A 23,048-nucleotide genomic window follows, 5' to 3' on the forward strand; every position below is an offset into this window, starting at 1 on the left:
GGCCGCCGGATCGGGCAAGGCCGCAGACAGCGCGGGAACGGGCCACGTAGGTTGGACGCCGCCACGAACCCGCACGGGCGCGCCTACAAGTGGGTGCCACCAAAAAGCCCGAACCGGGCACGATGGGCCGATACCCGTAACAGCACGGGGCCCGCCAAGGCGGGCAGGGGACTGAAAAGCATGGGGCCCGCCAAGGCGGGCAGCGGGCTGAAAAAGCACGGGGCCCGCCAAGGCGGGCAGGGGACTGAAAAGCATGGGGCCCGCCAAGGCGGGCGGCGGGCTGAAAAAGCATGGGGCCCGCCAAGGCGGGCCCCATGGGATCCACGCGGTCGCGCGGGGCGACCGATTACTTCTTGGCCTCGGCCGCGGCGTCCTTGGCCTTGTCGGCGACGTGCTGGGCCGCGTCGGCAGTGGCCTGGGCGGCATTGGCGGCAGCGCCGGCGGTCGCCGCAGCGGCCTGATCGGCGGCAGCGGCGGTCGCGTCGGCGGCATGGTCCATGGCCTGGCCGGCAGCATCCGCGGCCTGGGTCGCGGCCTGGCCGGCGGCGTCCGCAGCCTGGGTGGCGGCCTGGCCGGCAGCGTCGGCGGCCTGGGTCGCGGAGGCAGCGGCCTGGTCGGCGGCGGCCTCGGCGGACTCGTTCTTCTTGCAGGCCGACAGCGCCAGCACGCCGGCAGCCAGGAGCACGTAGAGCTTGGTGTTCATGGAGAAATCCCCGTAGGAGTTGACTGATTTCAAGGGTGGTCAGACAACGCCAGTGTGCTTAGCGGACCGGCGGAGCCGGCGGGTCGTGCACTGACAACTGTCGCCGTTGGGTGTCGTGGCAGACATGAAAAAGCCGCCGGAATACCGACGGCTTTTCCACTCTAGCGAGGATTCCGGGCGGGCGCAAGCCCGCGCGGGATCACTTCTTGGCGGCTTCGGCCGCGGCGTCCTTCGCCGCGTCCTTGGCCTGCGCGGCGACGTCCTTGGCCGCGGCAGCGGCGTCGGCGGCGTGCTCGGCGGCATTGGCGGCGGCCTCGCCGGTGGCGGCGGCCTGGTCGGCGGCGGCCTGGGCATCGGCGGCGGTGGCCTGGTCGGCGGCGGCGGCCGCGTCGGCCACCGAGGCAGTGGCGGCGTCGGCGGCGGCCTTGGCCTGGTCGGCCGCGGCGTTGGCGTCGGCAGCCGCGGCGTTGGCGTCGGCGGCGGCGGTGGACGGCTCGCTCTTGCTGCACGCGGTCAGGGCCACGCCCAGCGCCATCGCCAGCAGGATCTTGTTGATCGACATGATACGGTTTCCTCGTCGTGTGGTCGGTGAACGCGCAATGGGCGCGCCGCCAACATGATGACAAGCCGGTTTCGCGTGTCAAGCGGTTAGCCGCATTTTTTCATCGCGAGCCTGAACGGTGGCCGGTGGTGTGCGCGCCTTGACTCGACGATTTCAGAGGCGCTCGATCGCCACCGCGGTGGCCTCGCCGCCGCCGATGCACAGCGAGGCGACGCCGCGCTTGCCGTCGCGCGCCTGCAGGGCGTGCAGCAGGGTCACCAGCAGGCGCGCGCCGGAGGCGCCGATCGGATGGCCCAGCGCCAGCGCGCCGCCGTTGACGTTGAGCTTCTCGTGCGGGATGCCGAGGTCGGTCATCGGCGCCATCGCCACGCAGGCGAAGGCTTCGTTGACCTCGAACAGGTCCACGTCGGCCACGCTCCAGCCGGCCTTGTCCAGCACGTTCTTGAGCGCGGCCACCGGCGCGGTGGTGAACCATTCGGGCGCCTGCGCGTGGGTGGCGTGGGCGACGATGCGGGCCAGCGGCTTGGCGCCGGCGGCGGCCGCGGCCTCGGCGGACATCACCACCAGCGCGGCGGCGCCGTCGGAGATCTTGGACGAGGAGGCGGCGGTCAGCACGCCGTCCTTGCCGAATGCCGGGCGCAGGTCGGGGATCTTGGCCGGATCGATCTTGCCCGGCTCCTCGTCCTTGGCCACCACCACCTCGCCCTTGCGGGTCTTGACCGTCACCGGCGCGATCTCGGCGTCGAACGCGCCGCTGGCCTGCGCGGCCTGCGCGCGGCGCGCGCTTTCCGCGGCGTAGGCGTCGATGGTCGCGCGGTCGTAGCCGTACTTGCCGCAGGCCATGTCGCCGAACACCCCCATCGCCTTGCCGTCGTAGGGGTTGGTCAGGCCGTCGAAGGCCATGTGGTCGAGGAACTCGGCGCTGCCGTAGCGGACGCCGGTGCGCGAGCCGTTGAGCAGGTGCGGGGCGTTGGTCATCGACTCCATGCCGCCGGCGACCACCGTCTGCGCGGAGCCGGCCCGGATGATGTCGTGCGCCAGCATCACCGCCTTCATGCCGGAGCCGCAGACCTTGTTGATGGTGGTGCAACCGGCCGCATCCGGGATGCCGGCCATGCGCGAGGCCTGGCGCGCCGGGGCCTGGCCGAGGCCGGCCGGCAGCACGCAGCCCATGATCACTTCGTCCACCTTGTCCGCCGGCAGGCCGGCCTGCGCGAGCGCGGCGGCGATGGCGGCGCTGCCCAGCGCCGGGGTGGGGGTGCCGGTGAACTGGCCGAGGAAGGAACCGATGGCGGTGCGCTTGGCACCGACAATGACGACGTCGCGCATGGGAAGCTCCGGTGGTTCGGGATGCCGGGGGATGCCGGCCATGGCGCGATTATGGCGCGGCGCCGCGTCGCCTGCTGCATTGCCGCATCCGGCGTGTCCGGGTGCCCGGTTCAGGTACAGGGCCGTTGCAGAGGCGCATGAAACGGCCTACAAGGCACACTCCGGCCAGGCGCGCCCGGTGGCCGCCGCCGCATTCAGCCCGACCGCCCCATGTCTCTCCCGAACTCGCTTCTCGCCCTGCGCGCGCCGCGCGTCCGTGTTGCTCTCGCTTCCGCCCTGCTGCCGTGCGCCATCGCGCTGGCCCTCACTGCGTGCGGAGGCGGCGGCAGCAACGTCCGTTCGACCCCGCCGCCGCCGACCACGCCGGGCGGGATCGGCTTCACCCCGACCGTGGCCAACGACGCCAGCCTGACCCAGCTCAATCCGCCGGCGATCCCGGCGCAGGGCGCACCGATCAGCTTCGCCAGCCCGAACCTGGCCCAGCACTTGATCCTGACCAATGCCGCCGGTGCGCTGGGTGCGGGGCTCAAGGGGCAGGGAGTGACGATCGGACTGGTGGATTCCGGCGTGAACCGCAACAACCCGACCCTGGCCGGGCGGGTGGTGCGCAACTTCGTGCATGTCTCCTCGCCGCCGAACGACCTCAGCGTGGACGACAAGATCGGCCACGGCACCGTGGTCGCGGAGTTGGCGGCCGGGCGCCCGGCCACCGGTATCTACTACAACCAGGACGGCACCTACTCCAACCAGACCGGCACCTGGCCGGGCGGGGTGGCGCAGGATGCGCTGATCGTCTCCTCGCGCATCATCAGCGACGCGCCGCCGTCCGACGACGGCTCCGGCGCGGGCAACGAGATCCACGCCGGTCAGGGCTACGGCGACTTCTTCGCCGCGATCAACGCCGAGCTGGCCAACGCCGGCGCCAGGATCATCAACAACTCCTGGGGCGGGCTGTACTGGAACGATCCGGCGCTCAGCACCGAACTGGCCAACGCCTGGAAGCAGTTCGTGGTCGGGCGCGGCGGCATCATCGTGTTCGCCAACGGCAACAGCGGGCGCGACCCGCGCTACGTCGGCAATCCGTCCGACAACGCGATGCTGCCGACCAAGGCCAACGACCCGGCGCTGGAGAAGGGCTGGCTGACGGTCGGCGCGCTGGATCCGGCCAATCCGACCCAGCTGACCGACTACTCGCAGCAGTGCGGGCAGGCGATGAACTACTGCCTGGTGGCGCCGGGCAACGTCACCTACATCGACCCGGCGGCGACCTCCGCCGCCAACAGCGGCCTGCTGCGCGGCGGCGGCACCTCCTACGCGGCGCCGCTGGTGTCCGGCGCGGCGGCGGTGGTGTGGTCGGCGTTCCCGTACCTGAGCAACGACCAGGTGCGCCAGCTGATCCTCGGCGGGGCCAAGGACCTCGGCGCGCCGGGGGTGGATCCGGTGTTCGGCTGGGGCCTGCTAGACGTGACCCGCGCCGCCAACGGCCCGAGCAACTTCGCCTGGGGCGACTTCGCGGTGTCCTTCAGCGGCACCTCGGTCTGGCGCAACGAGATCGTCGGCAGCGGCGGCCTGATCAAGGACGGCAGCGGCACCCTGACCCTGGCCGAGGCCGGCCGCTTCAGCGGCGACACCCGGGTCAACGGCGGCGGGCTGGACATCCGCAAGGGCCTGGCCTCCAACCTGATGATCGCCAGCGGCGCCACCGTGTGGGCCAGCGGCGCGCTCGGCGGCAACGTGGACAACCGCGGGCTATTCCTCAATGGGGCATCGGCGCCGGCGACCATCGCCGGCAATTTCACCCAGGCCAGTAGCGGCAACCTCGGGGTCTGGCTGGGCAGCCCGCTCAAGGTCACCGGCAGCGCCAGCCTCGCCGGGCAGATGTCGATCCTCGGGGTCAAGAGCGGCTATACCACGAGCGCCAAGGAGACCCTGCTGACCGCCAACGGCGGCGTCAGCGGCACCTTCGCCAGCCTGAAGGCGGCGCCGAACGTGTTCCTCGACGCCAGCCTCGGCTACGACCCCAACAACGTGTTCCTCAACATCACCCGCATCGACGTATCCAAGGCGGTGGCCGGGATGGGGCTGCCGCTGGCGACCCAGCTCGCCGCGCAGCGGGTCGAGGGCGCGATGCAGGGCCTCGACGCGCAGCTGGCCGGGCAGCTGCCGGTGACCGCCAGTGCCGCGTTCATCGCCGCGGCCGGCGCGCTGCAGCAGGCCCCCAGCATCGCCAGCGCCGACCTGTCGCTGCGCAGCCTCGGCGGGCAGCTGCACGCGGCCGATGCGGCCCTGACCTTGGATGGCATCGAGGCCGGCCGGCGCGCGCTGGAAGGGCGGCTGGACGCGCTGGCGCGCGATCCGTGGCGGGCCGGCGGCTGGTACCGCGACCTCGCCTCCGGCGGCCAGCTGGCGCAGAGCGGGTTCGATGCGATCGCGCTGGACAGCCGCGGCGAGCTGGTCGGCAACGACTGGCGGCTGGGGCCGGGGCTGGTCGCCGGTGTCGCCCTGCAGCGGCAGTGGCAGCGCAGCTGGCTGTCCGCGCTCGGCGACCGCAGCCAGGGCGTGCAGCGGCAGGCGCAGGCCTACCTGCTGGCGCGCCAGGGGACGTGGTACGGCCAGCTGCAGCTGGCCAGCGGCAGCTTCGACCGCCAGCTCGAGCGCAACCTGGTGCTCGGCCTCGAGCACGAGCGCGTCGCCGCGCGCCTGGGCGGGCGCTATGCCAGCGCGTATGCCGAGGCCGGCCGCCGCTTCGATCTCGGCGCGCTGGCGCTGGTGCCGTACGCCGGCGCACAGTACGTGCGCATCTGGAACGATGGCTTCGCCGAGCAGGGCCTGACCGGCTTCGGCCTGCAGGCCCAGGCCTGGGACAGCCAGCGCTGGCAAGGCCTGGCCGGCCTGCGCGCCAGCCACGCCTGGCAGTGGGGCGGGCTCGCCCTGCGCGCGGACGCGCGCGCCGAATGGCAGCGCACCCTGGCCGCCAGCGGCCTGGTGTTCGCCGCCAGCTACACCGGGCTGGAGCAGTGGGCGCCGCTGCAGGGCATCGGCCTCGGCCGCCAGGCGCGCTGGCTCGGGATCGGGCTGGATGCGGCGTTCACGCCGCGCGCGGGCCTGCGCTTGGATCTCGGCCAGCGCCGCGGCGTGGCCGGCAGCGAGCGCCTGGCCAGCGTGCAGGCGCAGTACCGGTTCTGAGCCGAAGGCGCCCGCCGCGTCCGGCGGCGGGCGTTAGTGCTGGCCGGCGACCAACTCGCGCCCGATCAGCATGCGCCGGATCTCGTTGGTGCCGGCGCCGATCGCATAGAGCTTGGCGTCGCGCAGCAGGCGGCCGGTCGGGTATTCGTTGATGTAGCCGTTGCCGCCGAGCGCCTGGATCGCCTCCAGCGCGACCTGGACCGCCGCCTCGCTGGCCTGCAGCAGGCACGCGGCGGCGTCGATCCGGCTGCTATGGCCGGCGTCGTAGTCGCGCGCGACCTGGTAGGCGAACGCGCGGCTGGCCTGCAGCGCGGCGTACATGTCGGCCAGCTTGGCCTGCATGATCCCGAAGCTGCCGATCGGGGCGTCGAACTGGCGGCGTTCGCGCACGTACGGCAGCACCACGTCGAGCGCCGCCTGCATCAGCCCGAGCGGGCCGCCGGTGAGTACCAGGCGCTCGGTGTTGAGCCCGCGCATCAGCACGCGCACGCCCTGGTCCACCTCGCCCAGCACGTTCTCGTGCGGGATCCGGCAGTCCTCGAACACCAGCTCGCAGGTGTTGCTGCCGCGCATGCCGAGCTTGTCCAGCTTCTGCGCGGTGGAAAAGCCCGGCATGCCCTTCTCGACGATGAAGGCGGTCATGCAGCGGCTGCCAGCCTCCTTGCCGGCGGTGCGCATATACACGATCAGCACGTCGGCCTCGGGGCCGTTGGTGATCCACATCTTGCTGCCGTTGGCGACCCAGGCGTCGCCATCGCGCACCGCGCGGCAGGCCATCGAGCCGACCACGTCCGAGCCGGCGCCCGGCTCGCTCATCGCCAGCGCGCCGACCCACTCCCCGCTGCACAGCTTGGGCAGGTAGCGGGCGCGCTGCGCCGGGGTGCCGTTGGCGTAGAGGTTGTTCACGCACAGGTTGGAGTGCGCGCCGTAGCTGAGGCCGACCGACCCGGAGGCGCGGCTGATCTCCTCCATCGCCACCAGGTGCGCGAGGTAGCCCATGCCGGCGCCGCCGTACTCCGGCGGCACCGTGATGCCGAGCAGGCCCAGCCCGCCGAGCTTGCGCCACAGGTCGGCGGGGAACAGGTTGTCGTGGTCGATCTGGGCCGCGCGCGGCGCGATCTCTGCCTCCGCGAAGCGGCGCACCGCCTCGCGCAGGGCATCCAGTTCTTCGCCGAGGGACGGTATGCGCATGGGCCGTGGCTCCTGTGGTCGATCGCCGGGGGCGGGGACGCGGCGTCAGTGCCCGCGGATGCGGCCCTTGAAGCGCGGCGTGCCGCGGCCCATCGGCAGCTTGAGCTTGCCGATCTTCTCGATCCGCTCCTCGGCCAGGCGATCGGCGGCCAGGTAGGTCGGGATGCCGTCGCGGTCGGCGATCTCGTAGATGCGGCCGAGGTTGTGGTAGATCGTGCGCATCATGCGCATCGCGCGTTCGCGGTTGTAGCCGTCGATCTCCAGCGAGACGTTCATCACCCCGCCGGCGTTTACCGCGTAGTCCGGCGCGTACAGGATGCCGCGCTTGGCCACCTCGTCGCCGATCGCGTTGCTGGCCAGCTGGTTGTTGGCCGCGCCGCAGATGATCTTGGCCTTCAGCCGCGGCAGGGTCTGCTCGTTGACGGTGCCGCCGAGCGCGCATGGCGAGTACACGTCGGCCGCCACGTCGTAGATCTCCTCCGGCCCGACCGCCTCGGCGCCGTGCTCCTCCACCGCGCGCGCCACCCGCTGCGGGTTGATGTCGGTCACGAACACCTTGGCGCCGCGCTCGCGCAGCAGCTTGACGAACTCCATGCCGACGTGGCCGAGGCCCTGCACCGCGTAGGAGTACTTGCCGACCTCCTCGTCGCCGAACTTGCGGTTGAGGGTGGCCATCAGGCCCTGCAGGGTGCCGTAGGCGGTGAACGGCGAGGGGTCGCCGGAGCCGCCGTGCACCTGGTGCACGCCGGTGACGTACTCGGTCTCGCGGTACACGTACTCCATGTCGTTGACGTCGATGCCGACGTCCTCGGCGGTGATGTAGCGGCCGCCGAGGGATTCCACGAACTGCCCGAACGCGCGGAACAGCGCCTCCGACTTGTCGCTGGCCGGGTCGCCGATGATCACCGCCTTGCCGCCGCCGAGGTTGAGGCCGGCGACCGCGTTCTTGTAGGTCATGCCGCGCGAGAGCCGCAGCACGTCGTTGAGGGCCTCCGCCTCGCTCTTGTACGGCCACATGCGGGTGCCGCCCAGGGCCGGACCCAGCACGGTGTTGTGAATGGCGATGATCGCCTTCAGGCCGGCGTCCTTGTTGTGGCAGAACACGACCTGCTCGTGGCCGTAGGTGTCCAGCGTCTCGAAGATCATGGAAAGGCTCCGGCGGGGCCGGCCGGATGCGGCGGCCGCGCATGGGGTGGGAAAGACGATGCCGCGGCCCGGCCGCGGCGCGCGCATTCTAGTGCAAGCGCGGCGGACGCCCCGCATACGCCGGCGTAGGGCGCAGCGTGGGCGGCCCGGGATCAGCCACGCGGCGCCGGCGGCGCCTGGAAGCCGGCGCAGGGATCGGGCCGGTCTGCGGCGGGGATGCGCTCGACCGCGTCGAAGGCGGTGGCGTCCGCGCCCGGCTCGAGGAAGCCGACCGCGCGCGGTGCCAGGCCCTGCTGACGCAGCCAGAACGGCACCGCGATGTCGCGCCGCACGTGGCCGTTGCCGGCGATCAGCACCACCCCGCCGGCGGCGTGCGCGCGCAGGGTCTCGGCCATCACCACGTCGCGCGCGACCTGCGCCTTCGCCATCGGCGCCACCAGCGCCTCCGGCAGCGCGCCGCAGTGGCTGCCGCGGACTTCCTCCTCCTGTGCGGCCAGCACCTGCGGTGGCAGGGCGTCCAGCCGGTAGCGCGCGATCAGCCCTGCTGGCAGCGCCGCGGCGAAGCCGTCCTTGACCACCTTGGCGGCGTCCGCGCGCGAGAGGTTGGCCGCGTACAGCGGCAGCTGGTACTGCAGCGCCAGCGCGATCACCGGCTTGTAGTAGTCCCAGGTCCAGCCGGCCTTGCCCGGGGCCGCGCGCGCGATCACGCAGTCGGGGTCGCGGCACTCGCGCATGGCCGCGTCCAGCGCCGGCTGCATGGCGGTGTCGAACTGCTCCATCGCGATCGCCGGGCGCCAGCCGGCCTCGACCTGCTTGCGCAACCGCGCCGCGCGCGCGGCGTGGCCGGCGGCGTTGTCGTGTACTTCGCCCAGCAGCAGCACTTGCGGCGCGGCAGCAGCGGCAGACGCCGCGGGTGCGGCAGGGCTGGGGTGCCGGCAGGCGGCCAGCAGCAGCGCGGCGGGCAAGGCGAGGGCGAGGAGTGCGGTATGGAACAGGCGCATGGGCGGGTCAGGCAGGGGCGGAAAGCGCATCCTACCCTGCGCGCTACAATCGGTTCGAATGAAACCGTCGCACCGGCGGCGGTCCGCCCGACACCCTGGCCCACGCCCCATGAGCACGCCCGCCTCCCGGATTCCCGCGCCGCAACCCGACGCCACTCCGCTGCGCTTCGTCACCGCCGCCAGCCTGTTCGACGGCCACGACGCCGCGATCAACATCATGCGCCGCCTGATCCAGGCGCAGGGCGCGGAGGTCATCCACCTCGGCCACAACCGCAGCGTGGAGGAGGTGGTGCGCGCCGCGCTGCAGGAGGACGCCGACGCCATCGCGCTGTCGTCCTACCAGGGCGGGCACGTGGAGTACTTCAAGTACATGGTGGACATGCTGAAGGCGCGCAACGCCGCGCACATCCGCGTGTTCGGCGGCGGCGGCGGCACCATCACCCCGGAGGAGATCCGCGAGCTGCAGGCCTACGGCGTGGAGCGCATCTACCACCCCAACGACGGCATGCACATGGGGCTGGTGGCGATGATCGAGGACGTGGTCAGGCGCGCCGGCGCCGCGCGCCTGCCGGCCGAGATGCCGCACCGGGTGGCGTTCGAGGACGAGATCGACATCGGCCGCATGCTCTCGGCGATCGAGGAATCGGCGGTGCCCGAGGCCGAGCTGGCGCGCCTGCGCAAGCACTGGCAGCTGGCCGGCCACAAGACCCCGGTGGTGGGCATCACCGGCACCGGCGGCGCCGGCAAGTCGTCGGTCACCGACGAGCTGCTGAACCGCTTCCTGGCCAATTTCCCGGACATGCACATCGCGGTGATCAGCGTCGATCCCACCCGCCGCCGCACCGGCGGCGCGCTGCTGGGCGACCGCATCCGCATGAACAGCCTGCGCAGCCCGCGCGTGTTCATGCGCTCGATGGCCACCCGCCGCCAGCACGCCGCCACCAACCTGGTGCTGAAGGACTGCATCGCATTCCTGAAATCGCTGGGCTTCGACCTCGTCATCGTGGAGACCGCCGGCATCGGCCAGAGCGACTCGGAGATCGTGGACCTGGTCGATTTCCCGGTGTACGTGATGACCTCCGACTTCGGCGCGCCCAGCCAGCTCGAGAAGATCGACATGCTGGACTATGCCGAACTGGTGGTGCTCAACAAGTTCGACAAGCGCGGCGCCGAGGACGCCCTGCGCGACGTGCGCAAGCAGTGGAAGCGCAACCGCGCGAGGTTCGACCTGAAGGATGAGGACGTCCCGGTCTATCCCACCATCGCCAGCCAGTTCAACGACCCCGGACTGAACTGGATGTTCGTCAATCTGTGCCGCCTGCTGCGCGAGAAGCTGGCGCTGGACGCGGGCAAGTGGACCCCGCACATCGACACCACCCTCAAGGAGCCGCGCGCCACCGTCCTCATCCCCGGCAACCGCGTCCGCTACCTGGCGGAGATCGCCGAGCAGGGCCGCCAGATCAACGCCCGCATCGAATCGCAGGCGGAGATCGCCGACCGCGCGCAGTCGCTGTGGGACGCGCTGAAGGAACTGGGCGATCCGCGGCTGCCGAAGGCGCTGGACCTGTACCCGGCCGAAGCCCTCACCGAGGGCGACGACCGCAGCCTCAAGACCCTGCGCCAGCGCTACAACGACGCCATCCAGTCGCTGGATTCCGAGGCGCTGAAGCTGCTGCGCGACTGGCCGGCCCGCCTGAAGTCCATCACCGAGCCGGTGAACGAATACCAGGTGCGCGACAAGACCATCCGCGTGGAGAACTACCGCGAGTCGCTCAGCCACCAGCAGATCCCCAAGATCGCTGCGCCCACCTACAAAGCCTGGGGCGAACTGCTGGTGTTCCTGCAGAAGGAAAACCTGCCGGGCTACTACCCGTACACCGGCGGCGTGTACCCGTACCGCCGCACCGGCGAGGACCCCATCCGCATGTTCGCGGGCGAGGGCACGCCGGAGCGCACCAACCGCCGCTTCCACTACCTCAGCCTGGGCCAGCCGGCCGCGCGCCTGTCCACCGCCTTCGACAGCGTGACCCTGTACGGCGAAGACCCGGCGCCGCGCCCGGACATCTACGGCAAGATCGGCAACTCCGGCGTCAACGTGCCCACGCTGGACGACATGAAGAAGCTGTACTCCGGCTTCGACCTGTGCGCGCCCACCACCAGCGTGTCGATGACCATCAACGGCCCGGCGCCGATCATCCTGGCGATGTTCATGAACACCGCCATCGACCAGCAGGTGGAGAAGTACCTGCAGGCCGACCCGGTGCGCTGGGCGGAGTCCCAGAAGAAGATCGACGCCCTCTTTGAAGGCAAGCCGCGCCCGCGCTACCAAGGCCCGCTGCCGGAAGGCAACGACGGCCTGGGGCTGGCCCTGCTGGGCGTCACCGGCGACCAGCTGGTGGACGCCGAGACCTACGCCCGCATCAAGGCCGAGACCTTGCGCACCGTGCGCGGCACCGTGCAGGCCGACATCCTGAAGGAAGACCAGGCGCAGAACACCTGCATCTTCAGCACCGAGTTCGCCCTGCGCATGATGGGCGACATCCAGCAGTACTTCGTGGACCACGCCGTCCGCAACTTCTACTCGGTGTCCATCTCCGGCTACCACATCGCCGAAGCCGGGGCGAACCCGATCAGCCAGCTGGCCTTCACCCTGTCCAACGGCTTCACCATCGTGGAGTACTACCTGGCGCGCGGGATGAAGATCGACGACTTCGCGCCCAACCTGAGCTTCTTCTTCAGCAACGGCATGGACCCGGAGTACACCGTCATCGGCCGCGTGGCCCGCCGCATCTGGGCCCGCGCCATGCGCGAGCGCTACGGCGCCAGCCCGCGCAGCCAGATGATGAAGTACCACATCCAGACCAGCGGCCGCAGCCTGCACGCGCAGGAGATCCAGTTCAACGACATCCGCACCACGCTGCAGGCCCTGTACGCGCTGTTCGACAACTGCAACAGCCTGCACACCAACGCCTACGACGAAGCCATCACCACGCCCACGGAAGAGTCCGTGCGCCGCGCCGTGGCCATCCAAATGATCATCAACAAGGAGCTGGGGCTGAACTTCTGCGAGAACCCGTGGCAGGGCAGCTTCATCGTGGACAAGCTCACCGACCTCGTGGAAGAGGCCGTCTACAAGGAATTCGAGGCCATCAGCGAGCGCGGCGGCGTGCTGGGCGCCATGGACACCATGTACCAGCGCGGCAAGATCCAGGAAGAAAGCCTGTACTACGAGCAGAAGAAGCACGACGGCAGCCTGCCGCTGGTGGGCGTCAACACCTTCCTGCCCAAGGAGCACGGCGGCGACATCGTCACCGAGATCGAGCTGATCCGCTCCACGGAAGAGGAGAAGCGGCAGCAGATCGCCAACGTGGCCGCGTTTCAGGCCAACCGCAACGGCTACGCGGCCGAGGGCTTGCGTGCGCTACAGGCCACCGCGCGGGAGCGGCGGAATGTGTTCGAATCGCTGATGGAAGCGGTGAAGACGCATTCGCTGGGGCAGATCAGCCATGCGTTGTATGAGGTGGGTGGGGAGTACAGGCGGAATATGTAGCCGTCGGTGGTTGACTGGCAAAGCGTGAGGGAGTTAATACTCCGATCGCGTGTGCCCAGGCAGCGATTCGAATTTGGTGCAGGCGCCTTCAGGGCCATGCGGCCGATCTTGGATCGGTAGGCGATGGATGTGTATGGGCTGAGCTGCAAGGCCAGCCGGGCATTGATAAAGAACTGGCACAATGCCCGGGCCGCTCAATTACTTTCCGGAACCGCGCATGCCCACGCTTTCCCACCACGTCCCCGCGCCTGCGGCGGTGCCGGCCGGCACTACGCTGACCCTTGCGCGGCCCGACGACTGGCACCTGCACCTGCGCGATGGCGAGGCGCTGGCGGCGGTGCTGCCGCATACGGCGGCGCAGTTCGCGCGGGCGATCGTGATGCCGAACCTGCGGCCGCCGGTGACTACCACGGCGCTGGCGGCGGCCTACCGCGAGCGCATCCTGGCGGCGCGGCCGGCGGGCTCGGACTTCGAACCGCTGATGACGCTGTACCTCACCGACAACACGCCGGCGGAGGAGATCCGCGCCGCCAAGGCCAGCGGCTTCGTGCATGCAGTGAAGCTGTACCCGGCGGGGGCCACCACCAATTCCGATTCCGGCGTCACCGACCTGCGCCACGCCCGCGCGGCGCTGGAGGCCATGCAGGAGACGGGCCTGGTGCTGGCGATCCACGGCGAGGTGACCGACCGCGAGATCGACGTGTTCGACCGCGAGAAGGTGTTCATCGAACACACGCTGATCCCGCTGCGCCGCGAGTTCCCGGGGCTGCGCGTGGTGCTGGAGCACATCACCACGCAGGAGGCGGCCGACTATGTGCGAGAGGCCGACGGCGAGATCGCCGCCACCATCACCGCGCACCACCTGCTGTACAACCGCAACGCGATCTTCAGCGGCGGCATTCGCCCGCATTACTACTGCCTGCCCGTGCTCAAGCGCGAACGGCACCGGCGCGCGCTGCTGGAGGCCGCCACTAGCGGCAACCCGCGCTTCTTCCTGGGCACCGATTCGGCCCCGCATGCGCGTGGCGACAAGGAGGCCGATTGCGGCTGCGCCGGCTGCTACACCGGCCTGCACGCGCTGGAGCTGTACGCCACCGCGTTCGAGGCCGCCGGCCGGCTGGAGCGGCTGGAGGGCTTCGCCAGCCACTTCGGCGCGGACTTCTACCGCCTGCCGCGCAACACTGGCACGGTGACGCTGCGCAAGGAGGCATGGGTGATCCCGGCCGAGCTGCCGTTCGGTACGCGCACCCTGGTGCCGCTGGCGCGGGGCGAGACGCTGGGCTGGCGGCTGCAGGCCTGAATGCGGCCCTCTCGCGCGCGTGCGGTGGCGCGCGCTATCTTGCGGCCACCGCCCTGCGTGACGTCGTCGCCATGAAAGCCACCGTCGTCGGCCTGGTCACCCCGCACGTGCTGCAGGTCGTGGATCTCGCGCGTCAGGCCGAGGCCGGCCGCAACGTCGACTGGCACCTGCGCGATGCGGTGACCGCCACCCTCGAGGCGCTCGCCCAGCAGTACAACGCGCGCGAACTGCTGGCCGCCTATGTGCACGGCCTGCAGGCGGCCGTGCGCGAGACCGGCCCGCGCCAGGCGGCGCAGGCGCAGCTGCTGGAGACGGCCGCGGCGATGGCGAGCCGCGAGCTGCAGAAGCTCGCCTGAGCGGTCCCGGCAGGGAGTACCCCCAGGGCTAGTGCAACCCCTCGGCGATCCGCGCGCACAGGTAGGCATGGAAGGGGTTGTGGCCGATGCGCTCGAGCTCCTCGCGCGGCAGGCGCAGCACGCCGGTTTCCCCGCGCGCAGCGGGCGAGGCGGTCGCCAGTCCGGCCGCGCGCGCGGTCGTCGCGCCGTACAGCGGGTCGTCCGGCGGGAACGGCAGCGCCACATGCGAGAGCGAGAGCAGGTCGGGCGGATAGATCTGCGCAAGGGCTCGGCTGCGGCTGTTGATTTCGCCTGCCGCACGGTGCCGAACGCTCGCCATGGCATTCGCGGTGCTGCCGGCGCCGACCACGCTTACGGCATAGGGCCTCATCGGCCCGTCCAGCAGGCGCTGGCCCCAGTCGGCAAGGCCGGGACGCAGGAACGGCGCCAGCGGGTGCGCGCGGTTGACGTCGAACACCACCAGCGCATGCCCGCCGGCCGGCAGGCGATCCAGCAGGCGGGTGGCGACCGCGTCGGCGTCCACCGTCGCATCCAGCGCCGACTGGAAGGCCAGCACCGGCGGCAGCGTGTGCAGGCGACCCTGGTGCTGCAGCTCATCGAGCGCGGCCTGCACGGTGCGTGTCAGCCGGAAAGATTCGCGCGCGGCATGCACCGGCAGCGAGGTGTATTTGCAGGGGTCGTACTCCGGGCGGATCCGCACCCAGGCCGCGCGCAGATGGAGCGGCAGGTGCGCCGCCAGGCCGCCGAGGCCGGCGTGCGCGGCGAACGCGCCGACTGCGATCATCGGCGAGAGCAGCACCAGCCGCTCGGCCACGGCCGGTTCGCCGCGGGCGAGGCGGGCGAGTTCGTGCAGCAGCACCAGCGCGGCCCCGTTGGAATAGCCCACCAGTTGCAGTGGCCGGCCGGCACCCGCCAGCCGCCGGGCCTCGGCGATCGCCAGCGCCAGCACGGCCTGCCACTGCGCGCGTTCGACCCGGCCGAGCGCGGCGGGCACGCTGCCGTGCCCCGGCAGGCGTGGCACCACCACCGCATGGCCGTGCGCGCGGTACAGCGCGGCCAGGCTGTGCAGGCTGTAGGGCGCATCGCTCAGTCCGTGCACCAGCACCGCAGCGCCGCGCACCGGCCCGTCCGGCAGCGCGCGGAAGGAGCGGTTGCCCGCATGCACCGCAGCCTCGCCGGCGTAGCGGCCGGGCAGGGACGGTGGAGTCCGGGACGGTAGCGCCGCGGCCAGCCGCACCTGCACCGCGTCCAGCAGGTGCGCTTCCGCTGCTACGTAGGCGTCCCAGTCCATCCCGCGCAGGGCCGCGGCTGGCGGTTCCTGCACCGGCAGGGTGTGCCAGGGCTGCAGCGGCTCGTCGGCGTCGCGCGCGCACAGCAGCCGTCGCAGCGGTTCGGCAGTGGAGTGGCGTTGATCCGGCGGGGCGGGCATCGGCTATGGGGTATCCGGCGCAATGGCCGGCGCCGATCATGCCCGATGCCGCGCCGGCGCGGCGTCAGCCGCTGTCGCGGCGCACCCGCCGCACCCGCCGGCGGTAGTCGCGCACGTTGTCGCCGCGGATGCGGGTTTCGCGGGTGCCGGTCACGGTGTCGACCTTGAAGTCGCTGCCGGTCGGCGGCCGGCCTTCGACCTTCGTCTCGCGCTCGTAGGCGTGCGACTTGTCGGTATTGCGGTAATACCGGTACATGGCCCAGTAGAAGCCGGCGGCGCCGGCCGGGCCGAGCAGCAGCAGCCAGAGTCCGCCGTCGTCGCTCATCCCATATGCCCCACGATCCACAGTGCGATGCCTTCCAGCACGCTGCCGATGGCGAGCGCGGCCAGCAGCAGCTTCCAGTGCTGCACCGGGATGCTGCCCATGGTCTCGCCGGTGCGGCCGTTGACCGCGATGTAGTGCAGCATCCCGCCCTTCGGCCCGGGCTGGTGGTAGGAATACAGCCAGACCGGCAGGTACATCGCGACCCAGCGGCTGCCGTGCACCTCGATCGCCTCTTCCTCCCAGCGCACGCCGCGGTCGTACTGGTGGACCGAGCCCTCCAGCCGGCAGCGCGCGATCGACAGCAGCTGGTCCTCCAGCACCGGGCGCAGCCAGTCCACGTTGAGGTCGCGCTTCTCGGAGCTGTAGCCGACCAGGTAGGAGGCGTTCCACTTCACCGCGTTCTTGGTGTCGAACGGCTGGATGGTGTTGATGATGTTGTTGGTGTTGGCGCGGGTGTCGAGGTTCACCCGCTGGCGGGAGGATTCCAGCGGCAAATCGTCCACCGTGAAGTCGAGCGCGCGCTGCACCCGGTACACGTCGGCGTCGTAGTAGGTCTTCTTGTCATTGCCGCTGCCGCGGGTGTAGCGGCGGGTCTCGATCTCGCCATAGCCGGCCACCTCGGCGCTGGCGTTGGCGTCCACGATCATGTAGGGCAGGTACACCCCGACCACGTTCTCCGGGGTGAACTGCTCCTTGAATTCCTTCAGCGCGAACAGCCGGCGCTTGTCCACGAACTGGCGGATGCGCGCCACCGCGTCGGTTTTCTTGATGTGGAACGGCAGCACCGCGTCCGGCACCGCGCCGTTGGCGATCTGCTCGTTCACGCCGAACACGTGCCGGCACCAGTGGCAGCGCGCGGTCATGCTGGTCTGGGTGTTGACCGTGACCTCGGCGCCACAGCCGGCGCACTTGAAGCTCACCAGGGCGTCGGTGCCGGCGTCGATGTCGCGCGCGCCGGAGGCCACCACCGTGCCGCGCAGCTGGTCGATACCCTCGCCGAGGCCGAACGCCTCCTCGACCCGCTCGGCCTGCCACTCGTGCCGGCAGTACAGGCAGATCAGCCGGTCGCTGCCGGGCTTCTGGCGGATCTCGCTGGCCCCGCAGCGCGGGCAGCGGTTGAGGCCGTCCTTGAGTTCCTCGGCGGCGGTGTCGATCGCGACCGGGTCGGGCGCCAGCAGCTCGTCGCGGACCGGGCCGGGCAGGGTGTCCGGATCCAGCGGCAGGCTGCCCGGCGCGGGCGGCACGTCGCGCGGCGAGCCCGGGCCGGTGGGCGCGGGCGGCGGTGGGGGCGTCGGCATGGGGCGGGCGGGGTGCGGCGTGGATTACAGGCCCAGCGCCTTGGCCTTGAGCGCGTCGTAGTCGGCCTGGCTGATCAGCCCGAGGTCGAGCATCTCCTTGGCCTTCTTCAGCTTCGCCACCGGGTCGTCGGCGGCCGGTGCGGCCGGCGCCGTCGGCTGCTGCAGGCCGCCGAGGCCACCGAGCATGCCCGAGGCCATGCCGAGGCCGACGATCCCGGCCGCGCCACCGTTCTCGCCGGCCGCCTGGATGCCCTGCGCCACGCTGGCCTGCAGGTTGGAGTTGCCGCGCGCGCCGGACAGCGCATCCGCGCGCTGCACGGTCTTCAGCAGCTCGCGGGTATTGGCGTCGTACTCGATCGAGACGATCGCGGTCTTGACGATCATCAGCCCGCGCCTGGACTTCCACTGGTAGCCGGCCTCCACAGCCTCGCCCAGGCTCTGCGCGAAGCCGACCGAATCCTGCTGGATGCGGCTGATGCGGTTGCCCTTGGCCGGATCGTTGGTGTAGCGGCTGAACGCCGGCGCCAGCGAGGCCACCACCTCGTTGAACAGCTGGGTCGCGGCGGGGTTGTCGAGGTCGGTGAAGTCGAACACTCGGCCCGGCTGCAGGTAGCTGGCCGGCACGAAGTTCTTCACGAACAGGATCGGATCGACGATCTTCAGGGTGTAGGAGCCGCGGGTGATGGCGCCCACCTGGGTGTTGAGGAAGCCGTCGTCCCAGTAGATCTCCGACTGGGTGCCGAAGCGGTTGTCGGGCAGTTCCTTCAGCGAGACGAAAAACGCCAGCTGCTGGCTGGCGGGGATGCCGCCGAACTTGAAGCGTTCCCAGCTCTGCATCACCAGCGGGTCGAGCAGACCATCGCCGGCGAACACCGATTTCGACTGCAAATCGTCCGAGCGCCACTCGTAGCCGCCGGGTTCGGCCGCCAGCGCGGTGATCTTGCCGTCCTGCATCAGCAGCAGGCCGTAGCCTTCCGGCACCACGATCTTGGAGCCGTTGCTGATGATGTTGGCCGAGCCGTGCACGTTGGAGCCGCGCCCGGCATTGGTGCCGCGCGGCACCGCGGCGAACAGCGCGGCAGTCGGGGCCAGGCCGTCGGGGATAGTGAGGAAGTCCTTCCACTGGTCGCCCAGCATGCCACCGACCGCGCCCTTCACCGCCTGTACCAGACCCATCGCGTGCTCTCCCGTGTGTGGCCGGGACCGCCGGCCGCGGTGCAGCATACCCGTCCGCGATGACCGGCCGTCGCCGCATCGCTGCGTGCAGGGCATACGCAGGGCGCGCCGGCGGGCGGCCAGCGGCAGGGTCGGCGATCGCCGCGCGCTGCGGCAGTGACCGCTGTCATCCGTCGCTAGTGAGGATGTCGTGCGGTTCCGCTTGACGCCTGCGCCATGCCCCAATATGTTGTGTCCGTCGGTTCCGGCGGCCACAACCCGTCGGATGAAAAGGGAAGCCGGTGCGGCGCAAGCCCAAGCCGGCGCTGCCCCGCAGCGGTAGGTGGAGACGACGTCGCGCGACCACTGGGACGGCGGTCCCGGGAAGGTGCGACCGAGGCGGCAGGCCTGGCCTGCCACATCCACGAGCCCGAAGACCTGCCGACAGCCGCGCGAAGCACGCCGCGCGGTGCCGGCCGCGGAATCTCCGGGGGGAGAGGGCCGGTGCAGCAGGGCAGGGCCGGCATGCGCGCGCATGCCGCGTCGCAGCTCCTGCGACACCGCGCCGCCAGCCTGTGGTTCCGACGCCATCCGCGCCTGCGAGGGACAGGCCCGGGCCCGTGCGTCATGCATGGAGAACCACGATGTCGCCTTCCGATGCCGCGCTGGCCGCCGCGCCTGCCGCCCCCGCGTTCGATCTCACCCCGCCGCCCACCGCCACCGGCATGCGCGTGACCAAGCGCAACGGCCGCAGCGAGCCGGTGGACCTCAACAAGATCGTGCGTGCCATCACCCGTGCGGCCGAGGGCCTGCACGCGGTGGAACCGATGCGGGTGGCCACCCGCACCATCTCCGGCCTGTACGACGGCGCCACCACCGCCGAGCTGGACGAGCTGTCGATCCGCACCGCCGCGCTGCTGACCGGCGAGGAGCCCGAATACGGGCGCCTGGCCGCGCGCCTGCTGGCCGGGGTGATCGCCAAGGAAGTGGCGGGGCAGGAGATCCACGCCTTCTCGCAGTCGGTGCAGCGCGCGCACGAGGTCGGGCTGGCCAACGACCGCCTGCTCGGCTTCGTGCAGGCGCATGCGCGCAAGCTCAACGCCGCGATCGCGCCGGAGTTGGACCGCGAATTCGACTATTTCGGCCTGCGTACCCTGTACGACCGTTACCTGCTGCGCCATCCGCACACCCGCAAGGTGATCGAGACCCCGCAGCAGTTCTTCATGCGCATCGCCTGCGCGCTGAGCCAGGACGTGGGCGAGGCGGTCGCGCTGTACCAGGGCATGGCGCGGCTGGAGTACCTGCCGTCCAGCCCGACCCTGTTCAACGCCGGCACCCGCCATGAGCAGCTCTCGTCCTGCTTCCTGCTGGACTCGCCGCAGGACACCCTGGAATCGATCTACCAGCGCTATGGCCAGGTCGCGCAGCTGTCCAAGTTCAGCGGCGGCATCGGCATCAGCTACAGCCGGGTGCGCGCGCGCGGGTCGCTGATCCGCTCCACCAATGGCTTCAGCAACGGCATCGTACCGTGGCTGAAGACGCTGGATTCCTCGGTCGCCGCAGTCAACCAGGGCGGCAAGCGCAAGGGCGCGGCCTGCGTTTACCTGGAGACCTGGCACGCCGACATCGAGGATTTCCTCGAATTGCGCGACAACACCGGCGACGAGGCGCGGCGCACCCACAACCTCAACCTCGCCAACTGGGTGCCGGACCTGTTCATGCGCCGGGTCGAGGCCGACCAGCCGTGGTCGCTGTTCGACCCGGCGCAGGTGCCGGAGTTGGTGGACCTGTACGGCGAGGACTTCGAGCATGCCTACCTGCAGGCCGAGGCGCAGGGACGGGCGGTGCGCGCGCTGCCAGCGCGCAAGCTGTACGCGCGGATGATGCGCACCCTGGCCGAGACCGGCAACGGCTGGATGGCGTTCAAGGACAAGTGCAACCGCGCCTGCAACCAGACCGCGCTGCCCGGCAACGTGGTGCATCTGTCCAACCTGTGCACCGAGATCCTCGAGGTGACCTCCGACGCCGAGACCGCGGTGTGCAACCTCGGCTCGATCAACCTCGCGCGCCACTTCGACGCGGACGGGCAGTTCGACTTCGAGAAGCTGGCCGAGAGCGTGCGCATGGCGGTGCGCCAGCTGGACCGGGTGATCGACCTCAATTTCTACCCGATCGAGCCGGCGCGCCGCGGCAACCTGCGCTGGCGCCCGGTCGGGCTGGGCTGCATGGGCCTGCAGGACGTGTTCTTCCGCCTGCGCCTGCCGTTCGACAGCGCGCCGGCACGCGCGCTCTCGCGCCGGATCGCCGAGGAGATCTACTTCCATGCGCTGGAGACCTCCTGCGCGCTGGCGCAGGAGCTGGGGGCGCATCCGGCCTTCGCCGAGACCCGCGCCGCGCGCGGCGAGCTGCAGTTCGACGCCTGGGGCGTGGCGCCGGAGCAACCGGCGCGCTGGGACGCGCTGCGCGAACGCATCCGCCAGCACGGCCTGCGCAATTCGCTGCTGGTGGCGATCGCGCCGACCGCGACCATCGCCTCGATCGCCGGCTGCTACGAGTGCATCGAACCGCAAGTGTCCAACCTGTTCAAGCGCGAGACGCTCTCCGGCGACTTCCTGCAGGTGAACCGCTACCTCGTGGAAGAACTGAAAGCCCTGGGCCTGTGGACACCGGAGATGCGCGATGCGATCAAGCTGGCGGAGGGCTCGATCCAGGGCCTCGCGCAGATCCCGGAGGTGCTGCGTCAGGTCTACCGCACCGCCTGGGAGCTGCCGATGCGCAGCCTGATCGACATGGCCGCCGAGCGCGGCGCCTTCATCGACCAGTCCGCCTCGCTCAACCTGTTCATGGAGAGCCCGAGCATCGGTGCGCTGTCGTCGATGTACATGTACGCCTGGAAGAAAGGCCTCAAGACCACCTACTACCTGCGTTCGCGGCCAGCCACGAAGATCGCCAAGACCACTGTTGCCCGCTACACCCCGGCGCAGGCGGTGGCCTGCTCGCTGGAGAACCCGGAAAGCTGCGAGGCCTGCCAGTGAACGCCGACCGCCTCCCCATGCTGCTCGACCCCGGCTTCGACCTCACCCTGCGGCCGATGCGCTACCCGCAGTTCTACGAGATGTACCGCAACGCGATCCGCAACACCTGGACGGTGGAGGAGATCAACTTCGAGATCGACCTCGGCGATTTGCGCCACAAGATGACGCCGGCCGACCGCCACCTGATCCACCGGCTGGTGGCGTTCTTCGCCACCGGCGACTCGATCGTCGCCAACAACCTTGTGCTGAACCTGTACCAGCACCTCAATGCGCCCGAGGCGCGCATGTACCTCTCGCGCCAGCTATACGAGGAGGCGCTGCACGTGCAGTTCTACCTCACCCTGCTGGACAACTACCTGCCGGATCCCGAGGAACGCTTCCGCGCGTTCGCGGCGGTGGAGAACATCCCCTCGATCCGCAAGAAGGCCGAATTCTGCTTCAAGTGGATCGACTCCCTGCAGGGCCTGGCGCGCATCCAGACGCGGGAGCAGCGCCGGCAGTTCCTGCTCAACCAGATCTGCTTTGCGGCCTGCATCGAGGGCCTGTTCTTCTTCGCCGCGTTCGCCTACGTGTACTACTTCCGTTCGCGCGGGCTGCTGCCGGGGCTGTCCTCCGGCACCAACTGGGTGTTCCGCGACGAAAGCTGCCACATGCAGTTCGCGTTCGAATGCTTGCGCACCATCCGCGCCGAGGAGCCGGACCTGTTCGATGCCGAGCTGGAAGCGCAGGTGCGGGCGATGCTGTCCGAGGCGATCGAGTGCGAGCTGCAGTTCGCCGAGGACGTGCTGGCCGGCGGGGTGGCGGGCATCTCCCTGCGCGACATGCGGCTGTACCTGCAGCACTGCGCCGACCAGCACTTCGAGCGGCTGGGCATGGCGCGCCAGTACCACGTGCGCAACCCGCTGCCGTTCATGGAACTGCAGGACGTGCAGGAGCTGACCAATTTCTTCGAGCGGCGGGTCTCGGCCTACCAGGTGGGAGTACAGGGCGAGGTGGCGTTCGACCATGCCTTCTGACGCCGCACGCGCCGACGGCCACGCACGGCCCCCGCACGCGCGCCTGCAGGAGATCGTGTTCCCTGACCACGCCAACCACCTCGGCACCCTGTTCGGCGGCCAGGCCCTGGCCTGGATGGACAAGGCGGCGTTCATCGCCGCCTCGCGCCATGCGCGCCGCACCGTGGTCACCGCGCGCTCGGAGCAGGTGGATTTCCGCCGCCCGATCCGGCAAGGCTGACCTGCCGGTTTTTTTCGGGCCACCGATTAGTTGAGGATGGCTCGGGTGGTTGATGCGGGTTGTTGCTGCTGAAACTCGTCCTTGAACTGCTTGGGTGTCCGGTAGCCGAGGCTCGAGTGCGGGCGGTCCTCGTTGTAGTGGCGGCGCCACGTCTCGATGATCGCCCGGGCCTCGATCCGGTTCCGGAACCATTCCATGCTGAGGCACTCGTCCCGGAACTTCCCGTTCAGGCTCTCGGCAGTGCCA

Annotated in this window: 17 protein-coding genes, 1 pseudogene and 1 riboswitch; of the genes and pseudogenes, 7 read left to right on the forward strand and 11 right to left on the reverse strand. The window is 70.5% G+C overall.

What is annotated here, in order from left to right:
* Nucleotides 1–346: 346 nt before the first annotated feature.
* The 3 genes from ML340_RS06800 to ML340_RS06810 form a co-directional block, all read right to left on the reverse strand.
* Nucleotides 347–703, reverse strand: a complete 357-nt coding sequence (locus ML340_RS06800; RefSeq protein ID WP_240098012.1) for a hypothetical protein — start codon at nucleotides 701–703, stop codon at nucleotides 347–349.
* Between the two features lie 199 nt (nucleotides 704–902).
* Nucleotides 903–1,265, reverse strand: a complete 363-nt coding sequence (locus ML340_RS06805) for a hypothetical protein (RefSeq protein WP_240098014.1) — start codon at nucleotides 1,263–1,265, stop codon at nucleotides 903–905.
* Nucleotides 1,266–1,418: 153 nt separating this feature from the next.
* Nucleotides 1,419–2,594, reverse strand: coding sequence for a thiolase family protein (locus ML340_RS06810; RefSeq protein WP_240098016.1), 1,176 nt, complete (start codon nucleotides 2,592–2,594; stop codon nucleotides 1,419–1,421).
* Between the two features lie 210 nt (nucleotides 2,595–2,804).
* Between ML340_RS06810 and ML340_RS06815 the strand changes: the two genes are divergently transcribed.
* Nucleotides 2,805–5,780: an autotransporter serine protease gene (locus tag ML340_RS06815; RefSeq protein WP_240098018.1), complete on the forward strand. Its 2,976-nt coding sequence runs from the start codon at nucleotides 2,805–2,807 to the stop codon at nucleotides 5,778–5,780.
* A gap of 33 nt (nucleotides 5,781–5,813) precedes the next feature.
* On the opposite strand, the gene ML340_RS06820 is transcribed toward ML340_RS06815, so the two are convergent.
* The 3 genes from ML340_RS06820 to ML340_RS06830 all read right to left on the reverse strand — a co-directional run bounded on the left by ML340_RS06820 (nucleotide 5,814) and on the right by ML340_RS06830 (nucleotide 9,118).
* Nucleotides 5,814–6,971, reverse strand: a complete 1,158-nt coding sequence (locus ML340_RS06820; protein ID WP_240098020.1) for an isovaleryl-CoA dehydrogenase — start codon at nucleotides 6,969–6,971, stop codon at nucleotides 5,814–5,816.
* Between the two features lie 45 nt (nucleotides 6,972–7,016).
* Nucleotides 7,017–8,117 carry a Glu/Leu/Phe/Val dehydrogenase dimerization domain-containing protein gene (locus ML340_RS06825; protein ID WP_240098022.1) on the reverse strand — a complete coding sequence of 367 codons (1,101 nt, stop codon included), beginning with the start codon at nucleotides 8,115–8,117 and terminating at the stop codon, nucleotides 7,017–7,019.
* Nucleotides 8,118–8,269: 152 nt separating this feature from the next.
* Nucleotides 8,270–9,118, reverse strand: coding sequence for a ChaN family lipoprotein (locus ML340_RS06830; RefSeq protein WP_240098023.1), 849 nt, complete (start codon nucleotides 9,116–9,118; stop codon nucleotides 8,270–8,272).
* A 109-nt stretch (nucleotides 9,119–9,227) separates the two neighbouring features.
* Between ML340_RS06830 and ML340_RS06835 the strand changes: the two genes are divergently transcribed.
* From ML340_RS06835 to ML340_RS06845, 3 genes are all read left to right on the forward strand, one after another.
* On the forward strand, nucleotides 9,228–12,668 hold the full coding sequence (locus ML340_RS06835; RefSeq protein WP_240098025.1) for a methylmalonyl-CoA mutase family protein: 3,441 nt from the start codon (nucleotides 9,228–9,230) through the stop codon (nucleotides 12,666–12,668).
* 217 nt (nucleotides 12,669–12,885) lie between these two features.
* Nucleotides 12,886–13,968: a dihydroorotase gene (gene pyrC / locus ML340_RS06840; RefSeq protein ID WP_240098027.1), complete on the forward strand. Its 1,083-nt coding sequence runs from the start codon at nucleotides 12,886–12,888 to the stop codon at nucleotides 13,966–13,968.
* Between the two features lie 71 nt (nucleotides 13,969–14,039).
* Nucleotides 14,040–14,324: a hypothetical protein gene (locus tag ML340_RS06845; RefSeq protein WP_240098029.1), complete on the forward strand. Its 285-nt coding sequence runs from the start codon at nucleotides 14,040–14,042 to the stop codon at nucleotides 14,322–14,324.
* Between the two features lie 28 nt (nucleotides 14,325–14,352).
* Here the strand turns inward: ML340_RS06845 and ML340_RS06850 are convergent, their stop codons facing one another.
* From ML340_RS06850 to ML340_RS06865, 4 genes are all read right to left on the reverse strand, one after another.
* Entirely contained in the window at nucleotides 14,353–15,753 is a 1,401-nt protein-coding gene (locus ML340_RS06850) for an alpha/beta hydrolase (protein ID WP_240098031.1), read from the reverse strand.
* A 64-nt stretch (nucleotides 15,754–15,817) separates the two neighbouring features.
* Entirely contained in the window at nucleotides 15,818–16,078 is a 261-nt protein-coding gene (locus tag ML340_RS06855; protein ID WP_240098033.1) for a hypothetical protein, read from the reverse strand.
* Entirely contained in the window at nucleotides 16,075–17,376 is a 1,302-nt protein-coding gene (locus ML340_RS06860; RefSeq protein WP_240098035.1) for a TFIIB-type zinc ribbon-containing protein, read from the reverse strand. The genes ML340_RS06855 and ML340_RS06860 overlap by 4 nt, the downstream gene beginning before the upstream one ends.
* 24 nt (nucleotides 17,377–17,400) lie before the next feature.
* Nucleotides 17,401–18,552 (reverse strand): SPFH domain-containing protein, encoded by a 1,152-nt coding sequence (locus ML340_RS06865; protein WP_240098037.1) that lies wholly within the window; start codon nucleotides 18,550–18,552, stop codon nucleotides 17,401–17,403.
* A 222-nt stretch (nucleotides 18,553–18,774) separates the two neighbouring features.
* Nucleotides 18,775–18,991: riboswitch (cobalamin riboswitch) on the forward strand.
* A gap of 184 nt (nucleotides 18,992–19,175) precedes the next feature.
* Between ML340_RS06865 and ML340_RS06870 the strand changes: the two genes are divergently transcribed.
* From ML340_RS06870 to ML340_RS06880, 3 genes and pseudogenes are all read left to right on the forward strand, one after another.
* The gene (locus ML340_RS06870) at nucleotides 19,176–21,566 is read left to right on the forward strand and encodes a ribonucleoside-diphosphate reductase subunit alpha (RefSeq protein WP_240098039.1); all 2,391 of its coding nucleotides are present in this window, start codon (nucleotides 19,176–19,178) and stop codon (nucleotides 21,564–21,566) included.
* Between the two features lie 17 nt (nucleotides 21,567–21,583).
* A complete protein-coding gene (locus tag ML340_RS06875) occupies nucleotides 21,584–22,582 on the forward strand; it encodes a ribonucleotide-diphosphate reductase subunit beta (protein ID WP_240098041.1) in 999 nt (332 codons plus the stop codon).
* Nucleotides 22,572–22,799, forward strand: a pseudogene (locus ML340_RS06880) (acyl-CoA thioesterase); the annotation flags it as partial. The gene ML340_RS06875 and the pseudogene ML340_RS06880, both read left to right, overlap by 11 nt.
* A gap of 29 nt (nucleotides 22,800–22,828) precedes the next feature.
* Here the strand turns inward: ML340_RS06880 and ML340_RS06885 are convergent.
* The coding region (locus tag ML340_RS06885; RefSeq protein ID WP_240098043.1) for an integrase core domain-containing protein at nucleotides 22,829–23,048 on the reverse strand (220 nt) is incomplete at its 5' end.

Origin of the sequence: Thermomonas flagellata, assembly GCF_022419185.1 — a bacterium.
GTDB lineage: Bacteria > Pseudomonadota > Gammaproteobacteria > Xanthomonadales > Xanthomonadaceae > Thermomonas > Thermomonas flagellata.

What these genes read in the sequence shown, in the direction of transcription:
- ML340_RS06815 (WP_240098018.1), top strand. Translation starts at nt 2,805, where the DNA reads ATGTCTCTCCCGAACTCGCTTCTCGCCCTGCGCGCGCCGCGCGTCCGT.
- ML340_RS06830 (WP_240098023.1), bottom strand. Translation starts at nt 9,118, where the DNA reads ATGCGCCTGTTCCATACCGCACTCCTCGCCCTCGCCTTGCCCGCCGCG.
- ML340_RS06835 (WP_240098025.1), top strand. Translation starts at nt 9,228, where the DNA reads ATGAGCACGCCCGCCTCCCGGATTCCCGCGCCGCAACCCGACGCCACT.
- ML340_RS06850 (WP_240098031.1), bottom strand. Translation starts at nt 15,753, where the DNA reads ATGCCCGCCCCGCCGGATCAACGCCACTCCACTGCCGAACCGCTGCGA.
- ML340_RS06810 (WP_240098016.1), bottom strand. Translation starts at nt 2,594, where the DNA reads ATGCGCGACGTCGTCATTGTCGGTGCCAAGCGCACCGCCATCGGTTCC.
- ML340_RS06825 (WP_240098022.1), bottom strand. Translation starts at nt 8,117, where the DNA reads ATGATCTTCGAGACGCTGGACACCTACGGCCACGAGCAGGTCGTGTTC.
- ML340_RS06820 (WP_240098020.1), bottom strand. Translation starts at nt 6,971, where the DNA reads ATGCGCATACCGTCCCTCGGCGAAGAACTGGATGCCCTGCGCGAGGCG.
- ML340_RS06845 (WP_240098029.1), top strand. Translation starts at nt 14,040, where the DNA reads ATGAAAGCCACCGTCGTCGGCCTGGTCACCCCGCACGTGCTGCAGGTC.
- ML340_RS06800 (WP_240098012.1), bottom strand. Translation starts at nt 703, where the DNA reads ATGAACACCAAGCTCTACGTGCTCCTGGCTGCCGGCGTGCTGGCGCTG.
- ML340_RS06870 (WP_240098039.1), top strand. Translation starts at nt 19,176, where the DNA reads ATGTCGCCTTCCGATGCCGCGCTGGCCGCCGCGCCTGCCGCCCCCGCG.
- ML340_RS06805 (WP_240098014.1), bottom strand. Translation starts at nt 1,265, where the DNA reads ATGTCGATCAACAAGATCCTGCTGGCGATGGCGCTGGGCGTGGCCCTG.
- pyrC (WP_240098027.1), top strand. Translation starts at nt 12,886, where the DNA reads ATGCCCACGCTTTCCCACCACGTCCCCGCGCCTGCGGCGGTGCCGGCC.
- ML340_RS06875 (WP_240098041.1), top strand. Translation starts at nt 21,584, where the DNA reads ATGCTGCTCGACCCCGGCTTCGACCTCACCCTGCGGCCGATGCGCTAC.
- ML340_RS06860 (WP_240098035.1), bottom strand. Translation starts at nt 17,376, where the DNA reads ATGCCGACGCCCCCACCGCCGCCCGCGCCCACCGGCCCGGGCTCGCCG.
- ML340_RS06865 (WP_240098037.1), bottom strand. Translation starts at nt 18,552, where the DNA reads ATGGGTCTGGTACAGGCGGTGAAGGGCGCGGTCGGTGGCATGCTGGGC.
- ML340_RS06855 (WP_240098033.1), bottom strand. Translation starts at nt 16,078, where the DNA reads ATGAGCGACGACGGCGGACTCTGGCTGCTGCTGCTCGGCCCGGCCGGC.